Below are 17549 nucleotides of genomic sequence, written 5' to 3'. Positions count from 1 at the left end.
TTGTTTATGGGTTGATTGGGTGAGTGGAAGAGTCTGGTGCGCCAAACATCAACGAAAGACTGCCGGACACGGCAGGTCATGTTGTCAGGGGCCTGTCCAGTGGCAGGCTCCCGATGGCTGGAGTAGGATTTGCGACCTCGGTTCAGCCGCTCTAGCAGAATTCAAATCCATGACAGGTCACCTATGATCGTCAGCATTCATATTTCAGGGTTCAAGTCCCTGGTCGACTTTTCGATCACGGACCTGGGCCAGTTCAATTGTCTGGTCGGCCTTAACGGCGCCGGTAAAACCACCGTTCTGCAGGCGCTGGATTTCACCGCGCAACTGGTAAAAGGCGATCTGGAAAAATGGCTCGACAAGCGTGACTGGACGGCTGCCGACCTTCATTCCAAATTAACTTCAGCTACTAACATCGAGCTTGCCCTCAGAATCCGCGCACCGTCAGGCGAATTGTACGAATGGGTCAGCAACACCAACCTGCGCTCGATGAAATGCACATCCGAGCGAGTTACACGGCTGTCCGACAGCTGCGACCTGCTCAAAGTCTCCAAGGGTAAATACATCCTCTTCGACTCGCCGGGCCAGGTCATCGATTTCAAATACAGCGGGTCGCTATTATCTGCCCTGCAGGAAAAGATCCTCCACAGTGAGCTGATCCTGGTCAGGGACGAAATCAGGAACATAAGGTCGCTCGAACTGCTGGCACCCCATCTGATGCGTACGCCACAACGCAACAAAGCCGTGGACATCGGCTCAGGCGGCGAGCGGTTGTCCTCATTCCTGTTCGACCTCACCACCGAGCAGCATCAGAAACTGCTGGAGTCGCTGCAGCATTTCTACCCCCACATTGTCGACTTCAAAGTCAAAAGGCGGCAGGCGGGATGGAAGAACCTCTATCTGATCGAGAAAACAAAACAGGAACAAATCGAAACGGAAGCACGCCACGTCAATGACGGCCTGCTGAGGATCCTGGCAATTCTGGCGCAAACCCTTTCCGGCCATTCCCTGCTCATATTCGATGAGATCGAAAACGGCGTGAACCCCGAGGTCACGGAGCAATTGGTGGAGGTATTGCTCAACTCAGGCCAACAAATCCTGGTTACCTCCCATAGCCCTATGGTGCTCAACTATCTGCCTGATGAAGTCTGCCCGCAAGGCTGTGCATTTCATCTACCGGGCAAACGATGGCTGTACGCAGAGCAGGCCCCTTTTCAGCCTTTCACATATGGCTGAAAAACTTAAGATCATGGGGCCGGGCGAAGCCTTTGCCGATACGCAGCTGTCTACTCTGGCCGACGCTTGCCGCCATCTGGATGAGCACCGCCGGATCTCGTTGAGCAAGAGGGCCTGGTGATCATTCTTCTCAGCGGTGAAGGCCCCAGTGACCTGGGTGAGAGCAAGATCGCGGCAGCCATTAGCCAGGGCGAGGAGATCAGGTTCGGGCCGTTGAGCTTGCTGATAGACCAGATTGCCGAACACGCGCTGGGCTACAGCCCGCTACAAACCTGGCCCCAGACTTACCGGTACTGCTGCAAGCAGGAATTGGTTGTACGCAGCAAAGGGCGGCGCTCGGTTGCTTTACCCGGGAAGAAGCGCAGCGTCGAGACCGGTTTCTATTTCATCAATGCCTGGATGTTAGGCGAGGTCGCTAACCATCTTGAACGCGCTGAAAACGATGCCGTGGTTGCTTTTCTGTTTCGCGACGCAGATGGCACTGCAAGCTCCCCGGCCAGTGAAGCACAACGCAAGTTCGACTCCATGATCGCCGGCTTCGAGCGTTCAGGCTTTGAAAGAGCCGTGCCCATGCTGCCACAGCCCAAGTCCGAGGCCTGGTTTTTGTGCATGTTCAAAGACCAACCCTATCAGCATTGCGCGGCCTTCGAGGCACTGCCCGGCAATGACGGCTCTCCACGATCGGCCAAGGCCGCACTTGCCAGTGCGTTGGGAATTGAAGCCACTACCGAAGTGCTGGTCAGCCGGCTGGAAACCAACCCGGCAGACCTCCCCGCACTCGCCGAGCAAATGCCAAGTTTCGCGCGTTTTCATGAACGAGCACTGGAAGCGTTTCAAAGCTTGCGTTAGCGAAGCTCAGTAGGCCGCCACCGGCACCCCGCTGTGAAACCGAAACACCTCATCCGGCGCCTGGATCAACTCAGCCTCGGCCACGCGCACTTTCTCGACCGTGCGCGCGATATCCGCCGCATCGCCATACTGATGCGCCAGCTTCAGATAGCCCTGGTAGTGCCGGGCCTCGCTCTTGAGCAGGCCGTGGTAGAAGATGCCGAGGTCTTCGTCCAGGTGCGGCACCAGTGCCTCGAAGCGCTCGCAGCTGCGGGCCTCGATGAAAGCGCCCACCACCAGCGTATCGACCAGCTTCACCGGCTCGTGATTGCGCACCAGCGCCCGCAGCCCCGAGGCGTAGCGCCCGGCCGAAAGCGGCAGCACCTCGACCTTGCGCCGCTTCATGATGCGCAGCACCTGCTCGTGGTGCACCAGCTCCTCGCGGGCCAGGCGCGACATGAAGTTCACCAGGTCCAGGTGGCCGTTGTACTTGGCGATCAGGCTCATGGCGGTGGCGGCGGCCTTGAACTCACAGTTCTTGTGGTCGATGAGCATGGTCGACGGGGTCGGCCAGCGCCGCCTGAACCCAGGCCTCTGGCGTGCGGCAACCGAGAAAGTCATGGATTTCAGACAGCATGGCGGGCCCTGGCGTGGAGAAAAACCGCGGAGTATACCGGCGCGGCGGCTACGCTCATAGCATGAGCAACCCGAGGGTTTGACCATGTACGACATTGGCCGCCTGCTGGTGGTGCTGGGTGCCGAGCACCCACCGCTGGCCCTGAACCGCGCCCGCCTGATCGCCCAGGCCACCGGCGCCCACCTGCACCTGCTGGTGTGTGACCGCCACCATGACCGCACTGCGCTGCTGGCGGGGCTGAAGGCCGGGCTTGCCGACGAAGGCTACAGCGTCAGCGGCGAGCAGGCCTGGGACCAGACGTTGCACCGCACGGTGATCCTGGTGCAGCAAGCCGAGGGATGCGACCTGGTGATCAAACAGCACGTCCCCGACGGTGCCCTCAATGCGCTGTACCCCTCCTGACTGGCAATTGCTTCGCCATTGCCCAGCGCCGGTATTGATGGTGCGCCACGCCCGGCGCTGGCGCGAAGGCCGCGTGCTGGCAGCGGTGGACGTGGGCAATGCAGACGGCCAGCACCGCGAGCTGCAGGATCAGATCATCGACCAGGCCTTTCAGATCGCTGAGCTGGCCCATGCCGAACTGCACCTGGTCAGCGCACATCCACTGCCCGCCCTGGCCGCGCCGGCGCCCCAATTCCAACGCCGTGACCAGGTGCTGGAGCCCTATCAGGCGCATTACCAAAGCCTGCAGGACCACTTCGATATCCCTGACGAGCGCCTGCACATCGCAGATGGCCCAGCCGATGTGATCATCCCGCTGGTGGCCAGCCAATTGAATGTGGCAGTGACCGTGATCGGCACCGTAGCCCGCACCGGCATCGCCGGCGCCCTGATCGGCAACACGGCCGAGGCGGTGCTGGACCGGCTGGAAAGTGATGTGCTGGTGCTCAAGACAGCGCAGATCAATCAGCATCTGCTAACAGTCCTTGCTGAGGACTGAAGAAAAGTCATGGTATGTCATCTGACATTCGCCAGCATCCAATCCAGAAACACTGCTTCGCGCCACTTATCCTTTCACCAATCAGAAAGCCCGGCGGATATCGTTCCTGATCCAACTGCGAATTTCGGCTCCATAGACGTGCTCGACCTCTCCCATTAGACCTGGATAGGTTGGGAGACCATTTCTGAATACGTTGAACCTACGCGACGCCACAGCCGCCGAGGTTCTTTGAAATACCGCGACTGCGTTTTTTGTCATCGGCCCCGTGAAAACTGTTGAAAGTGTTGCACTCTCCACAGCAACCCCATACACCTTATAAAACGATTCTGCATTCTGTGCATAACCAGCCACAACAGGCAACAACGAGTTCATTTGTGCGCCCGGACGAAGCAAAGCAGCACCTACCAACTCTCTATACAAACCAGGAAGAGCCTTACGCTGGAGATACGCCTGAGTGATTAGAGCTCTTGCTTCCAGCAGTCTCGGCGCAACCTCGATGTATAGACTCTTCGATGTTTCAGAAAGCGAGAGAATGCTTCCGGCGTTCAGATGTTTGAAGAGTATTCCATCCAGAGCGCCCAAGGCCTGCACGCCTTTGCCGGTAGCGACCGCTTGAGAGGCGAACAGCAAACCCACCAACCCCGTAGCGCCATGGCCGGTAGCATCCACATGATTGACTGGATCAGCATTGCAGAAACGATATGAATTTAGCCCACCCACACCCCATGGACTGGAAGTGTCCGACCGATTGAATTTCAGTAGCGCCGGCATGTAAGCGCGGTAACCAGAACCCCATAAATAACCGGGCCAATGCTCACTCCATTCGCCATGTAAACCTGCTCCACCTCTTCGCGCACCACCACCGTAGGGAGGCGACGAACTATGGATGATCGACTTATCAATATATCGCCCGATCGGCGTATGGTTCAAACTGTCCAAAAGCATGGATACTTTCCTATCGGCAGAGCATGCGTTTTTTGCAGGTACGGGCGGGAGGGATATCTTCATTCCAACCACCAAATCAGGTTGCAGCGCTGAAATCCGGAAGATACGTGAAACCTAAGGCGATACTTCGCCCGCGCATATTCAGCAGACTTCAAATTTGAAAACATCCAGCAGAGGCTGGCTTTCAGAATATACCCCTCTAAACACAATTGGATACTGTCAAGTCTTGCAGGCAGAGGCGGTTCGAACATCTCCACCACACCCGATGCACGATGCAGTACAATGGCGCGCCGCCACCTCCCGGCGGCCCGGAGCTCGGCCCCCGGCGCCCACTCAGGAACTCTTCTCCCATGGAACACCGTGAAGCGCTCATCGCGCTGCGCAACTTTCTGGCCACGCAGATCCTGGGCCAGGACAAGCTCATCGACCGCCTGCTGATGGTGCTGCTCGCCGATGGCCACATGTTGGTAGAGGGCGCGCCGGGCCTTGCCAAGACCCGCGCGATCAAGGAGCTGGCCGAGGGCATCGAGGCGCAGTTCCACCGCATTCAGTTCACCCCTGATCTGCTGCCGGCCGACATCACCGGCACCGAGATCTACCGCCCGGAAACCGGCAGCTTCGTATTCCAGCAAGGGCCTATCTTCCACAACCTGGTGCTGGCCGACGAAATCAACCGCGCGCCGGCCAAGGTGCAATCGGCGCTGCTCGAGGCCATGGCCGAACGCCAGGTGAGCGTGGGGCGCAGCACTTATGACCTTTCCCCGCTGTTCCTGGTGATGGCCACGCAAAACCCCATCGAGCAAGAGGGTACCTACCCCTTGCCCGAGGCCCAGCTCGACCGCTTCCTGATGCACGTCAAGATCGGCTTCCCGGACGCCAGCGTGGAACGCAAGATTCTCCAGCAGGCCCGCGGCGAGGCGCTCGGTGGCGAGGCCAAACCCGAGCGGCGGGTCACCCAGCAGGCGATCTTCGCCGCGCGTCGGGAGATCCTCGGGCTGTATATGGCCGATGCCGTGGAGGAATACCTGGTGCAATTGGTGATGGCCACTCGCACCCCCGGCCGCTATGACCCTGAGCTTGCCGAATGGCTGGCCTACGGCGCCAGCCCGCGCGGCTCGATTGCCCTGGACCGCTGCGCGCGTGCCCATGCCTGGCTCGCCGGGCGAGACTTCGTGAGCCCCGAAGATATTCAGGCCGTGGTGTTCGACGTGCTGCGCCACCGCCTGATCCTGTCGTTCGAGGCCGAAGCGGCCGGGGTTGACCAGGACCGCGTGATCCAGCGCATCCTCGACGTGGTCGCGGTCGCCTGAGGCCCGGCATGCCCAATTCCGCCAACCCTGCTTCCCGCGTCAAGGTGGCCCTGGCCGACCTGATCGAGATGCGCCACCGCGTGCGCGAAGTGCAGCTGTTCGCCCGCCCTGGCCAGCGCGGGCCGCTGGTGGGGCTGCATCACTCGAAGCTGCGCGGGCGCGGTGTGGACTTCGACCAGGTGCGCGTTTACCAGGCCGGCGACGACGTTCGCAACATCGACTGGCGCGTTACCGCGCGCACTCAGGAGCCACACACCAAGCTGTTTCACGAGGAGCGCGAGCGCCCGGTGTTTCTGCTGGTGGAGCAGAGCCGGCGGCTGTTCTTCGGCAGCGCGCTGGCGTTCAAGTCGGTAGTCGCCGCACGGGTGGCTGCGTTGATGGGCTGGGCAACGCTTGAGCACAATGATCGCGTTGGCGGGCTGGTGTTCGGTGACGGCGAGCACTACGAGATCAAGCCGCGCCGCAGCAAGCAGAGCCTGCTGCAACTGCTCGCGCGCCTGGCCCAGCTCAACCAGGCCCTGGACGCTGACGGCAGCCCGGAGCCGGGCAATTTTGGCGCCGCCCTGCGCCGTGCGCGCGAGGTGCTGCGCCCCGGCAGCCTGGCCATCGTCGTCTGCGATGCACGCGCGCTGGAGCCCACCGCAGAACAGCAACTGAGCCTGTTGGCCCGCCACTGCGACGTGTTGTTACTGCCGGTGAGCGACCCGCTCGACCACGCCCTGCCCGCCGCCGGCCTGCTGCGCTTCGCCCAGGGCGAGCAAGTGCTGGATCTGGACACCCAACGCGCGCCCTTGCGCCAGGCCTACGCCGAGCTGGCCGAAGCGCGCCGCACGCGCTGGGAGCGCCTGGCGGTTCAGGCCGGCATCCTGCTGCTGCCACTTGGCACCGAGCGCGACCCGGTCGAGCAGCTGCGCGACTACCTGAACCCGCCGCGGGCGAAGGCTGCGCGATGACCAGCCTGCTGCAGCTCGAACCGCTGATCCCACCGCCCCAGGTGAGTGCCTGGCCGCTGGCCCCGGGCTGGTGGGCGCTGCCGGTGTTGCTGCTGGCACTGGCGGGCCTGGCCTGGCGCTACCGGCACTGGCGCCCGCGCCGGGCCCCCGTCGTCGAAGAACCGATCGAAGAGCCCGCCAGCGAACAGGACCCACTGCGCACCGAAGCGTTGATCGAGCTGGCCATGCTGACACGCCCCTATGGCAGCGCGCCGGCCGGGGCCTGGCTGCAGCAACTCAATGGCCTGCTCAAACGCCTGTGCCGCATTCACTACCCAGGCAGCAACAGCCACACGCTCAACGGCCGCCAGTGGCTGGCGTTTCTGGATAACCGCTGCCCGGCGGCAGGCCTCACCCGCTGGATGGTACTGGTCGAAGGCGTGTACAAGCCCGAATGCCGGCTGGACGACAAAGCCATCGACGGCCTCAACCAGGCCGTGGCCGTGTGGATTCGCAAGCATGTTTGAACTCGCCTGGCCTTGGATCTTCGCTCTGCTGCCGCTGCCCTGGTTACTGCGCCGCGTGTTGCCGGTGGCGGGCAGCGGCGAGCCGGTGCTCAAGGTTGCTTTCATCGACGACCTGGAGCGCCTGGGCCAGCGCCGCGCTCGGCTGAACCTGCCCCCCTGGCGCCGGCAGCTGCCGTTCCTTCTGGTGTGGCTGTTGTTGCTGCTCGCCGCAGCGCGCCCGCAGTGGCTGGGTGCGCCATTGCCGGTGCCTGCCAGCGGCCGCGACCTGCTGGTGGCTGTGGACGTTTCCGGCTCCATGGACTACCCCGACATGCAATGGCAAGGCGAACCGGTGAGCCGGCTGAGCCTGGTCAAGCACCTGCTCGGCGATTTTCTCGAAGCCCGCGAAGGTGACCGATTGGGCCTGATCCTTTTCGGCAGCCGGGCCTACCTGCAAGCCCCGCTGACCTTCGACCGCCACACCGTGCGCACCTGGCTCGACGACGCGCAAGTGGGCATCGCCGGGCAGAACACTGCCATCGGTGACGCCATCGGCCTGGGCCTGAAACGCTTGCGCGAACGCCCGGCACAAAGCCGGGTGATGGTCCTGATCACCGATGGCGCCAACAACGGCGGCCAGGTGCCGCCGCTGGTGGCTGCGCGGCTGGCCGCCCGAAGCGAGGTAAAGCTCTACACCATCGGCATCGGTGCCGACCCTGGCAGCGACGGCCAATTGGGGCTCAACCCCAGCCTCGACCTGGATGAGCCCACCTTGCGGCAGCTGGCGCACCTGACCGGAGGGCAGTATTTCGCGCGCGCAACGGCGCCGAGCTGCAAGGCATCGGCACCACTCTTGATCGCCTGGAGCCGGTGAGCCAGTCGCCCACCCGTGCGCGGCCGGTGCGCGAGCTCTATGACTGGCCGTTGGCTGCGGCGGTATTGCTCAGTGCTGCGCTCAGCCTGGGCGTGCCCGCCGCGTGGCAGCGCTGGGCACACCACGCCGCCGAGCGTCTGCCACAGGCGCCCCAATGGCGTGAGCACCTGCGCTGGCGGAGGCGCCGATGAACGACCTCTGGCCCCATTGGATGCGCCTGGGCTGGCTGCTGGCCGCGCCGCTGCTGCTGTGGCTGCTCGCCAGGCGTTGGCGCCGCCAGCAGCGCACCGGGCGTTGGCATCAGTTGCTGCCGCCCGCCTTCCATGCGGCATTGCTCTCTACAGGCAGCGGCCGTAGCGCGCGCTGGCCACTGATGCTGCTGGGCGCGGGCTGGGCACTGGCGCTGCTGGCGCTGCTCGGCCCGGGCTGGCAGCGGCTGGAGCAGTTCGAGCAAAAGCCCGGCGACCCGCTGGTGGTCATGCTGCAACTGACGCCCGACATGCTTGCCACCGACGTAGCGCCCAATCGCCTGGCGCAGGCCCGGCGCAAGCTGCAGGACCTGCTCAAGAACCGCCTCGACGCGCAGACCGCCATTGTCGTCTACGCCGGCAGCGCCCATGTGCTGGTGCCGTTGTCCAATGACCTGGCCACCGCCAGCAACCTGCTCGACGCCCTCAAGCCGTCTCTGATGCCGGCCCCTGGGCAGCGCGCGGACCTGGCAGTGGCCCAGGCGCAAGGCCTGCTCGCCCAGGCGGGCCAAGGCCAGGGCCGGTTGCTGTTGATCACTTCCGCGCTCAGCGACCAGGAGCGCGCCGGCATTGACCATCTGCTGGGCAGGCAGAGCCCACCTCTGCTGATTCTCGGCATCGGCACCGCCAGCGGCGCACCGGTCACGCTGGAGGACGGGCAGTTGCTCAAAGATGCACAGGGCGCGATCGCCCTTCCCCGGCTCGACGCCAACGCTTTGGAGCGCTTCGCTGAGCATCAGCGCGGGCAGTACCAAAATGCGCGCGTTGATGACCATGACCTGCGCACCCTCGGCCTGTTCGACAGCCCACGCGCGCCACGCGGCGCCAGCACCAGCCAGCACCTGGATGCCTGGGCAGACCAGGGCTACTGGCTGCTGCTGCCTCTTTTGGTGATCGCGGCCCTCGGCGCGCGCCGGGGCTGGCTGCTGTGCCTGCTGCCACTGCTACTGGCCTCGCCGCACCCGGCCTGGGCGCAAGGCTGGGACGACCTCTGGCTGCGCCCCGACCAGCAAGGCCAGCGCCTGCTCGACGCCAACCGCCCCGCCGAGGCCGCCCGGCGTTTCAGCGACCATCGCTGGCAGGGCGTGGCGCTTTTCGAAGCTGGCGACTACGCAGGTGCGGCCCAGCAATTCGCCCGGGGTGACAGTGCCGCGGACCACTACAACCGTGGCACGGCACTTGCCCGTTCGGGGCAGCTGGAGGCCGCCATCGACGCCTTCGACCAGGCCCTTGAGCGCCAGCCTGACCTGCCGCAGGCCATGAAAAACCGTGCCTTGGTCCAGCAACTGCTGGATGAGCGCCACGCTGAGCAGGCTGCAGGCACGCCCCCTGCGCAACAGCCCCAGGCCCCCGAACACGGCACCGGCGATGCCGGCACGGCTGCCCCACCACCTGAACCCCAAGGCCAGGCCGATGCGCAGGGCAGCGAAGCGCCCGGCCAGCCGGCTTTGGCGCAAACCCAGGGTTCAGGCCAGGGCAGCGACGACGCCCAGGCCAACACTGCAACCGGTGAGGGCCAGGAGCCGCCCACCGATGCAAGCCCGGCAGTGGAGAGCGAGCGGCAGCAAGCGCTGGAGCAATGGTTGAGACAGATCCCCGACGATCCGTCAGAATTGCTGCGCCGAAAATTCTGGTACGAACAGCAACATCAGCAGGACACCACCCCATGAACCGGCTGCGCGCCTTTCTTCTGAGCACTCTGCTGGCCTGCCTGGCCTTGCCGGCGCACGCCTCGGTGCTGCTGGCCAGCGTCGACCGCACGAGGGTGATCGAGGGCGAGTCGTTCGAGCTGGTGCTTGAGAGTAACGACGTCACCTTGTTCGGCAAACCCGACCTGGCCCCGCTGGGCGATAGCTTCCGTGTACGCGACACCCGCCAGATCAACAACCCGGCGAACCTTGCCGACGACAGTCGTGGCAGCACACGCTGGATCATCACGCTGGTGCCGCGCAGCCGCGGCACGCTCACCATTCCTGCGCTGAGCCTGGGCGAGCTGCACAGCCAGCCGATCGTGATCCAGGTACTGGCCGAGGCCGAGCCGGCGAGTACCGACAGCCTGGCTCCGGTGTTCATCGATGCAAGCCTGGACCAGGACAGCGTCTACGTGCAGGCCCAGGTCATCCTGACCCTGCGCATCTATCATTCGGTACCGCTCTACGACGACAGCAGCCTCTCGGCGCTGCAAGTGGCCGATGCCCGGGTCGAGCAGCTCGGCCCGCCACGCACCTACGAAAAAATCATCAACGGCGTGCGCCACGGCGTCATCGAAACCCGCTTCGCCATCTACCCCCAGCGCAGCGGCGACCTGCTGATCCCGGCACTGGTATTCAGCGCGACACCGGTCAGCCAGGGCGACGACGGCGCGGCGCATCCCGGTACGCTGATGCGCGTGACCTCGGCACAGATGCCGTTGAGCGTCCGGCCCAAGCCCGCTCAGTACCCCGAGGGCAGCCCATGGCTGCCGGCACGGGCCTTGACCATCAGCGAAACCTGGAACCCGGAGGGCGACCAGGCGCAGGTGGGCGATTCGCTTACGCGCACCCTGACCATCAAGGCCGAAGGGCTTTCCAGCGGCCAGTTGCCGCCGTTGCCTGTCGGCGACATCAAGGGCCTGCGCCAGTATCCCGACCAGCCTCAACTGAGCAATCAGGCCAGTGAGCGCGGCGTGGCCGGTAGCCGCCAGGAGCGCTTGGCGCTGGTCCCCAGCCGGGCCGGCAGCCTGGAGCTGCCCGCCATCGAAGTGGTGTGGTGGAACACTCGCGAAGACCACCTGGAACGCACACGCGTGGCCGGGCGTACCTTGCAGGTCGCCGAGGCGCCTGGCGCCGCGCCGGTGGCGCCTGTGGCAAGCCCGGCGCAGCCACAAGCACCTGCGCCACTGCTGTGGCCCTGGCAGTTGGCAACCTTCTTCTGGTTCTGCCTTGCAATGATTGGCTTCGGCCTGTGGTGGCGAGGCCGGCGCCTGCCGGCAGTGGCGCGCCCTGCCCCGGTGGGGCCCAACCCGCGCGCCCTGCTCGACGAGCTCGAACGGGCGTGCCTGGCCAACGAGCCGCAGGCCACGCGCCAGGCACTGGACGCCTGGGCCCGCCAGCAGTCTGAAAACCTGGCCGACCTCGCGGCGCGCTATGCGCCGCTGTCCGAGGCCCTGGACAAACTCAACGGCGCGCTCTACAGCGAAGCCGGCCGTTACTGGCAAGGCGCCGACCTGTGGCGCGCCATCGGCACCCTGCCCGCCAGCGCGCGGGCCAGCACGCGGGGCGGCGACAGCCTGCCGCCGCTCTACCCTCAATAGATTCCGGATTGCCCATGCGTTTGCTGCACACCTCCGATTGGCACCTGGGCCAGTCGCTGCACGGCCAGGACCGTGACTACGAGCACACCTGCTTCCTCAAATGGCTGCTGGGGCGCATCGTCGAACTGCGCCCCGACGCCCTGCTGGTGGCCGGCGACATCTTCGACACAGTCAACCCCCCGCTCAGGGCGCAAGAGCGCCTGTACGAATTCATCGTCAGCGCCCACGAGCAACTGCCCTCGCTGACCATCATCATGATCGCCGGCAACCATGACTCCGGCTCTCGCATCGAGTTGCCCGCACCACTGATGCGCCGGCTGCGCGCCCATGCGCTGGGCCGCGTGCAATGGCTGGACGACGGCACGCTGGACAGCGAGCGCTTGCTGATTCCACTCACCGGCAAACGCGGCAAGCCGCTGGGCTGGTGCCTGGCCTTGCCGTTCCTGCGCCCGGCGGAGGTGACCGGCGGCGAGCGCGGTGACGATTACCTGGCCGGCATCGCCCGTGTGCACCGAGAGCTGATCGCCGCCGCCAACGCCAAGCGCAAGCGTGGCCAGGCCCTGGTCGCCATCAGCCACGCCCACCTTGCCGGCGGCAGCGTGTCGCTGGACTCCGAGCGCAGCCTGATCATCGGCAGCGCCGAGGCCCTGCCGGCCAGCCTGTTCGACGAAAGCATCGACTACGTCGCCCTCGGGCACCTGCACAAGCCGCAGCGGGTCAATGCCGACTTCCGCCTGCGCTACAGCGGGTCGCCGATTCCGCTGTCGTTTTCGGAAGTGGACTACCCGCACCAGGTACTGCAGGTGGATTTCGACGACAAGGGCAAGCTCGTGGATGTGCACGCTTTGCGTGTGCCCCGCGCCGTAGACCTCAAGCGCATCGGCCCGGCACCGCTGGAAGAGGTGATCGAGCAACTGCAGGCGTTGCCGGTGCCGGGGCTGCTCGAAGAAGAAGTGCATCTGCCGTGGCTGGAAGTGCGCATTCTGCTCGACCAACCGCAGCCGGACCTGCGCCAGCGCATCGAGGCCGCCCTGCTGGGCAAGGCCGCGCGGCTGGTGCGTATCGCCGCCCAGTACCAGGGCGGGCTGGTGGCCCAGGAGGCCGCCGGGGTGGTGTTCGAGCTCGAGCAGATGCAGCCGCAGGCGCTGTTCACCCGGGCCTGGCAAGAACAGTACGGCAGCGAGCCGGATGAGCAGACGCTGGAGGATTTCGCCCAGCTGTTGCAGGACGTGCAACTGGAGGACGACCAGCCATGAAGATCCTTGCCATCCGCCTGAAGAACCTGGCCTCCATTGCCGGCCCGGTGACCCTGGACTTCACCTGCGAACCGCTCGCCAGCGCTGGCCTGTTCGCCATCACCGGCCCCACCGGCGCGGGCAAGAGCACGATCCTCGACGCACTGTGCCTGGCGTTGTTCGGCGCAGTGCCTCGGCTGGGCAACGTGAGCGCCAGCACCAAGGTGCCCGACGCCGACGGTGAAATCACAACCGCCGACCCGCGCACCCTGCTGCGGCGCGGCACTGGCGCAGGCTATGCCGAAGTGGATTTCGTCGGCGTCGACCGCCGCCGCTACCGCGCCCGCTGGGAAGCCAACCGCGCCCGTGAACGCGCCGACGGCAAGCTGCAAGCCAGCCGCCAGAGCCTGACCGACCTGGACGCCAACCAGTTGCTGGCCAGCCAGAAAGGCGAATACCGCGAACGCCTGGAGGCCTGCCTGGGGCTGAACTTCGCCCAGTTCACCCGCGCGGTGATGCTGGCCCAGAGCGACTTCAGCGCCTTTCTCAAGGCCGACGACAACGAGCGCAGCGAGCTGCTGGAAAAACTCACCGACACTGCGCTCTACAGCCGCCTGGGCCGGCGCGCCTATGAAAAGGCCAAGGCCGCCCAGCAGGCTGTTGAAGCGCTGCGTGGCCAGGCGGGCGCTGTCGCGCCGCTGGACGAAGACGATCGCGCGGCCCTCGACCAGCAGGTGCACAGCGCTGCCGCCGCGCTCAAGGCTGACCAGGCCAGCCTGCGCCTGGCCGAGCAGGTGCGGCAGTGGTACACCGAAGGCGACCAGCTTGCCGAACAGCACCAGGCCGCGCTCGATCAGCACGCCGCCGCACAGGCGGAGCTGGGCGACCTGGAGAGTGAACGCGAGCGCCTGCACTGGCTCGAACAGCTGGCGCCGCAGCGTCATCGCTTCAGCCAGCAAGCGGCCACTCGGCAAGCCATCGCCACGCTCGGCGACCAGGCTGTTGAACTTGAACGCTCGTTGCAGGCCCGCCGCGAAGCGCAGGCACAGTTGCACACGGCCCACCAGCAGGCCCGGCACACTCAGGAGCAGGCCCAGGCGGCTCGCCAAGCCAGCGCCCCTGCCCTGCGCCAGGCCTTCGACCTCGCCCATGGCCTGGCGGCACTTGCCCAGGATCGCCAGCCGTTGGCAGAGGCCGTTGAGCGGGCACAAGCCGAATTCGCCCAAGCCAGTGCCCAGCATCACGCCAGCCTTGAGCGGCAACAGGCCGCCGACGCGGAACTGGCCACTATCGCCCAAGGCCTTGAACACAGCAGCGCGCTGGCAGCCTTGGCCGACGCCTGGCCAGTGCATCGCCCGCGCCTGCAGAAGCTGCTTGAAGCCAGTGCGCGCCTTGAGCAGGGCGACAAGGAATTGCCCGCGCTGGAAGCAGCGGCCCAACAGGCCAGAGAAACCCTGGAAAGCGCGCGCCAGGCCTTGCAGGCACTTCAGCAGGAAGCTGACAGCAATGGCGAGGACCTTGCCGAGCGCGCACAAGTGCTCAATCGGCTGCTGGCCGACAACCGTCAACAGCTCAAGGAAACCGAAGAGCTGGAGCGGGCCTGGCAGCGCGTTGCCGACCTCGACGAGCGCCTGGCGCAACTGGCCGTACAGCAGCAGCGGTTGGGTGAGCAACGCGAGGCGCGCACGCGCGAAGGTATGGCGGTCAAACAGCAGCACGAGCGGGCCACCGCCGCATTGGCAACCACCTTGCAGTTGCTGGAACGCCAGCGCCTGGCGCGCGACAGCAGCGTTGAAGCGCTCCGCCAGCAGCTGCAACCCGGTGAGCCGTGCGCAGTGTGCGGCAGCCTCGAGCACCCGTGGCACCAGCCCGAACCGTTGGCCAAGGCCATGGCCGGCCATGACGCCAATGAAGAACAGCGGGCGCGCCAGGCCGTGGAACAGCACGCCGCTCGGCTGGCCGAACTGCGCGCTGAAGTCGGTGCGTTGATCGAACAGCTCAAGCAATTGCGCGAGCAGGAAGAACCTCTGCAGCAGCAGCGCCAGCAGTGCCTGGACGCACTTGCGCAACTGCCGTTGTATGCACGCCTGGCCGAGCTGCCGGTGGCCGAGCAAGGCCAGCGCCTGGCGCAGCGCCGGGAGCGGCTGGCTCAGCAGTTGGCAAACGATGAACAGCAGCAGCAGCGGCTGTTCCAGTGGCAGCAGGATGCCAGCCGCCTGCAACAGCAAGTCCATGGCGCAGAACAGGCCGCCCAGTCCAGCGCCCAGGCCCTGGCCAACCAGCAAAAAGCGCTGGCCGATGATCGCCAGCGCCTTGCCGAAGAGCTGCAAGCTTTCGATAACCTCCTGCCGGATGACCATCGCCAGGCCCTGCAAACGCAGCCTACCCAGGCATTCATGGCGCTCGACCAGCAGGTCGCCACGCGCCGCGAACAGCTCGAGCGCCAGCGTGACGAGCAACTGACGCGTGACGAGCGCGCCCAGCAACTGGCCTTGCTCGCCAACCAACTGCAGCACAGTGAACATTCGCTGACCGAGCGTAAACAGAGCCTGGCCACGATCGATCAACGCCGCGACGCAGACCAACAGCAACTCACCACCCTATTGGGCGAGCACCCCTCCGCCGACGCCTGGCAAACGCAACTTGACCAGGCCATCACCGCGGCAGGCGAAGCTTGCTCGCAGTTGGCCGAACAGTTGCAGGCCGCAGCCACGGAGGTCGTGCGCCTGGAAAGCGAGCAGCACAGCCTCAGCCAGCGCCTGGCTCAGGAAACCGACACGGCGCAGTCGCTCGATCAAGCCCTCCAGGCCTGGCGCGCCAGCGTGCCCACGCTCGATGACCAGACCCTGCAAACCTTGCTGGCACTGGACGACATCGAGGCGCAGCAGGTGCGCGAGCGGCTGGGCACTGCCCAGACCGCACTGGCCCAGGCACAGGTACTGGTCGGCGAACGCGCCAGCCGCCAGCAGGCTCATCAGGCGTTGCGTAGCGACGCGCCTGAGCGCGAGGCGCTCCAGGCCCAGTTGGCAGAGCTGACCGAGCGCTGCGAAACGCTGGAGCGCGAGCACGGTGAGCTGCGCGCCCGCCAGCTCGACGACCAACGTCGCCAGCAGGAGCAGCAGCAATTGCTGGCGCGCATGGAAGCGGCACAGGCCGTGGCCCTGCGCGCTGGCCGCTTGTCGGCACTGATCGGATCGGCGGAAGGCGACCGCTTCCGCCGCATTGCCCAGGCGTACAACCTCGACCGGCTGGTGCAGCACGCCAACGTACAGTTGCGCCAACTGGTGCGCCGCTACCGCCTCAAGCGCGGCGGCAGCCTGCTCGGTTTGCTGGTGGTCGACACCGAGATGGGCGACGAAACCCGCTCGGTGCATTCGCTCTCCGGCGGCGAAACCTTCCTGGTGTCGCTGGCGCTCGCGCTGGGGCTGGCGTCGATGGCATCCAGCACGCTGAAGATCGAATCGCTGTTCATCGATGAGGGCTTTGGCAGCCTTGACCCTGAGTCGTTGCAGTTGGCCATGGACGCGCTGGACAGCCTTCAGGCTCAAGGGCGCAAGGTGGCGGTGATCTCTCACGTGCAGGAGATGCATGAACGCATTCCGGTGCAGATCAGGGTGCGCCGGCAGGGTAATGGGTTGAGTGTGGTGGAGACGCCCTGAGGCAGGGGGGATCGGCTTGTCGCGCGGCAAGCCGCCCTCCCACGAGGTGATCTGCGGGCCTGAGCCTTCCAGGTGGGAGGCCGGCTTGCCGGGCGATGCCCCGCAACTGGCAGGCAACGATGCGCTGTGCAGTCAGCGCAACGCCTCCAGGCGCCGCCGCTGGCGGCCTTGCTCGTCGAAGTTTTCGGGAGCCAACCAGGCCTCGAACGCTTTCTCTGACCATCGGCCACTCCTGCGCAAGCAGGGAAAACCACGCCGTGTCACGGCTGCGCCCCTTGTAGATCACGGCCTGGCGAAAGATCCCTTCGAAGGTGAAGCCCAGGCGTTGCGCAGCGCGGCGCGAGGGCTCGTTGAGGCTGTCGCATTTCCATTCATAACGGCGGTAACCCAAAGTGTCGAACACGTAGCGCATCAACAGGTATTGCGCTTCGGTCGACAGCACGGACTGCTTGAGCAGCGGGGAGAATGTGACGCTGCCCACCTCGATCACACCATGGGCAGGGTCAATGCGCATCAACGCTATCGTGCCCACCGGCTCGCCGCTGTTCAGGTCGATGATCGCGTAATGCCGGGGGTCGGTGCTGCGTGCAATCGCTGTGGTGTATTCACGGTACTGCTCAGCGCTGTCGAAGGGGCCGACGAACAGGTAAGTCCAGTCACGCCCATCTGCCGCCTGGCTGTAAGCCGTGTACAGCGCATCGGCATGGCGTGCGGCATCGAGGGGCTCCAGGCGGCAGTGGCAGCCGGTGAGTGTCACGCCCTCAGGCTGCGGGCGGGGCTGCCAGGCTTCTACTGGCTCTCCCAGCGGCTGGTTGAAATCGTTAAGGCGCGGCATCGAGGCATCCAGGGCGTGGAAAGAAGTCACACTCTAGCGCGAGATTGGCCAGTTCAAAGATCCAAGACGGTAGGT

The 17549-nt window shown here is 65.2% G+C and carries 11 protein-coding genes and 3 pseudogenes; 11 read left to right on the top strand and 3 right to left on the bottom strand.

Features of this window, described 5'->3' with window-relative positions; all coding sequences use genetic code 11:
• The first annotated feature begins 183 nt into the window (after nucleotides 1-183).
• Together LN139_RS05800 and LN139_RS05795 are read left to right on the top strand one after the other, a co-directional pair.
• Nucleotides 184-1233: an AAA family ATPase gene (locus LN139_RS05800; protein WP_236359132.1), complete on the top strand. Its 1050-nt coding sequence runs from the start codon at nucleotides 184-186 to the stop codon at nucleotides 1231-1233.
• 117 nt (nucleotides 1234-1350) lie between these two features.
• Entirely contained in the window at nucleotides 1351-2082 is a 732-nt protein-coding gene (locus LN139_RS05795) for a hypothetical protein (protein WP_236359131.1), read from the top strand.
• 6 nt (nucleotides 2083-2088) lie between these two features.
• Here LN139_RS05795 and LN139_RS05790 read toward each other — a convergent pair.
• Nucleotides 2089-2698 (bottom strand): annotated as a pseudogene (locus tag LN139_RS05790) (tRNA-(ms[2]io[6]A)-hydroxylase).
• An 84-nt stretch (nucleotides 2699-2782) separates the two neighbouring features.
• On the opposite strand from LN139_RS05790, the pseudogene LN139_RS05785 reads away from it, so the two are divergent.
• Nucleotides 2783-3638, top strand: a pseudogene (locus LN139_RS05785) (universal stress protein).
• 81 nt (nucleotides 3639-3719) lie between these two features.
• Here the strand turns inward: LN139_RS05785 and LN139_RS05780 are convergent.
• Entirely contained in the window at nucleotides 3720-4583 is an 864-nt protein-coding gene (locus LN139_RS05780) for an RHS repeat-associated core domain-containing protein (protein ID WP_236359130.1), read from the bottom strand.
• Between the two features lie 350 nt (nucleotides 4584-4933).
• On the opposite strand from LN139_RS05780, the gene LN139_RS05775 reads away from it, so the two are divergent.
• From LN139_RS05775 to LN139_RS05740, 8 genes and pseudogenes are all read left to right on the top strand, one after another.
• Complete coding sequence (locus LN139_RS05775) at nucleotides 4934-5893, top strand: AAA family ATPase (protein ID WP_236359129.1); 960 nt, start codon at nucleotides 4934-4936, stop codon at nucleotides 5891-5893.
• Between the two features lie 8 nt (nucleotides 5894-5901).
• Entirely contained in the window at nucleotides 5902-6846 is a 945-nt protein-coding gene (locus LN139_RS05770) for a DUF58 domain-containing protein (protein ID WP_236359128.1), read from the top strand.
• On the top strand, nucleotides 6843-7352 hold the full coding sequence (locus LN139_RS05765) for a DUF4381 domain-containing protein (protein WP_236359127.1): 510 nt from the start codon (nucleotides 6843-6845) through the stop codon (nucleotides 7350-7352). Before LN139_RS05770 ends, LN139_RS05765 begins: the two co-directional genes overlap by 4 nt.
• Nucleotides 7345-8396, top strand: a pseudogene (locus tag LN139_RS05760) (vWA domain-containing protein). The gene LN139_RS05765 and the pseudogene LN139_RS05760 overlap by 8 nt, the downstream one beginning before the upstream one ends.
• Nucleotides 8393-10123 carry a VWA domain-containing protein gene (locus LN139_RS05755; protein WP_236359126.1) on the top strand — a complete coding sequence of 577 codons (1731 nt, stop codon included), beginning with the start codon at nucleotides 8393-8395 and terminating at the stop codon, nucleotides 10121-10123. The pseudogene LN139_RS05760 and the gene LN139_RS05755 overlap by 4 nt, the downstream one beginning before the upstream one ends.
• Nucleotides 10120-11745 (top strand): BatD family protein, encoded by a 1626-nt coding sequence (locus LN139_RS05750; protein ID WP_236359125.1) that lies wholly within the window; start codon nucleotides 10120-10122, stop codon nucleotides 11743-11745. Before LN139_RS05755 ends, LN139_RS05750 begins: the two co-directional genes overlap by 4 nt.
• A 14-nt stretch (nucleotides 11746-11759) precedes the next feature.
• A complete protein-coding gene (locus LN139_RS05745) occupies nucleotides 11760-13001 on the top strand; it encodes an exonuclease SbcCD subunit D C-terminal domain-containing protein (protein ID WP_236359124.1) in 1242 nt (413 codons plus the stop codon).
• Nucleotides 12998-16639 (top strand): AAA family ATPase, encoded by a 3642-nt coding sequence (locus LN139_RS05740; RefSeq protein ID WP_236359123.1) that lies wholly within the window; start codon nucleotides 12998-13000, stop codon nucleotides 16637-16639. The genes LN139_RS05745 and LN139_RS05740 overlap by 4 nt, the downstream gene beginning before the upstream one ends.
• Here the strand turns inward: LN139_RS05740 and LN139_RS05735 are convergent.
• On the bottom strand, nucleotides 16590-17474 hold the full coding sequence (locus tag LN139_RS05735) for a GNAT family N-acetyltransferase (RefSeq protein WP_236359122.1): 885 nt from the start codon (nucleotides 17472-17474) through the stop codon (nucleotides 16590-16592). The two genes, LN139_RS05740 and LN139_RS05735, sit on opposite strands and share 50 nt — an antisense overlap.
• Nucleotides 17475-17549: the final 75 nt, after the last annotated feature.

The organism is Pseudomonas sp. KNUC1026, from assembly GCF_021650705.1.
In the GTDB taxonomy this organism is placed as follows: Bacteria; Pseudomonadota; Gammaproteobacteria; order Pseudomonadales; family Pseudomonadaceae; genus Aquipseudomonas.
The sequence above is the reverse complement of the archived record's forward strand: the minus strand, read 5'-3'. Positions and strand labels throughout refer to the sequence as shown.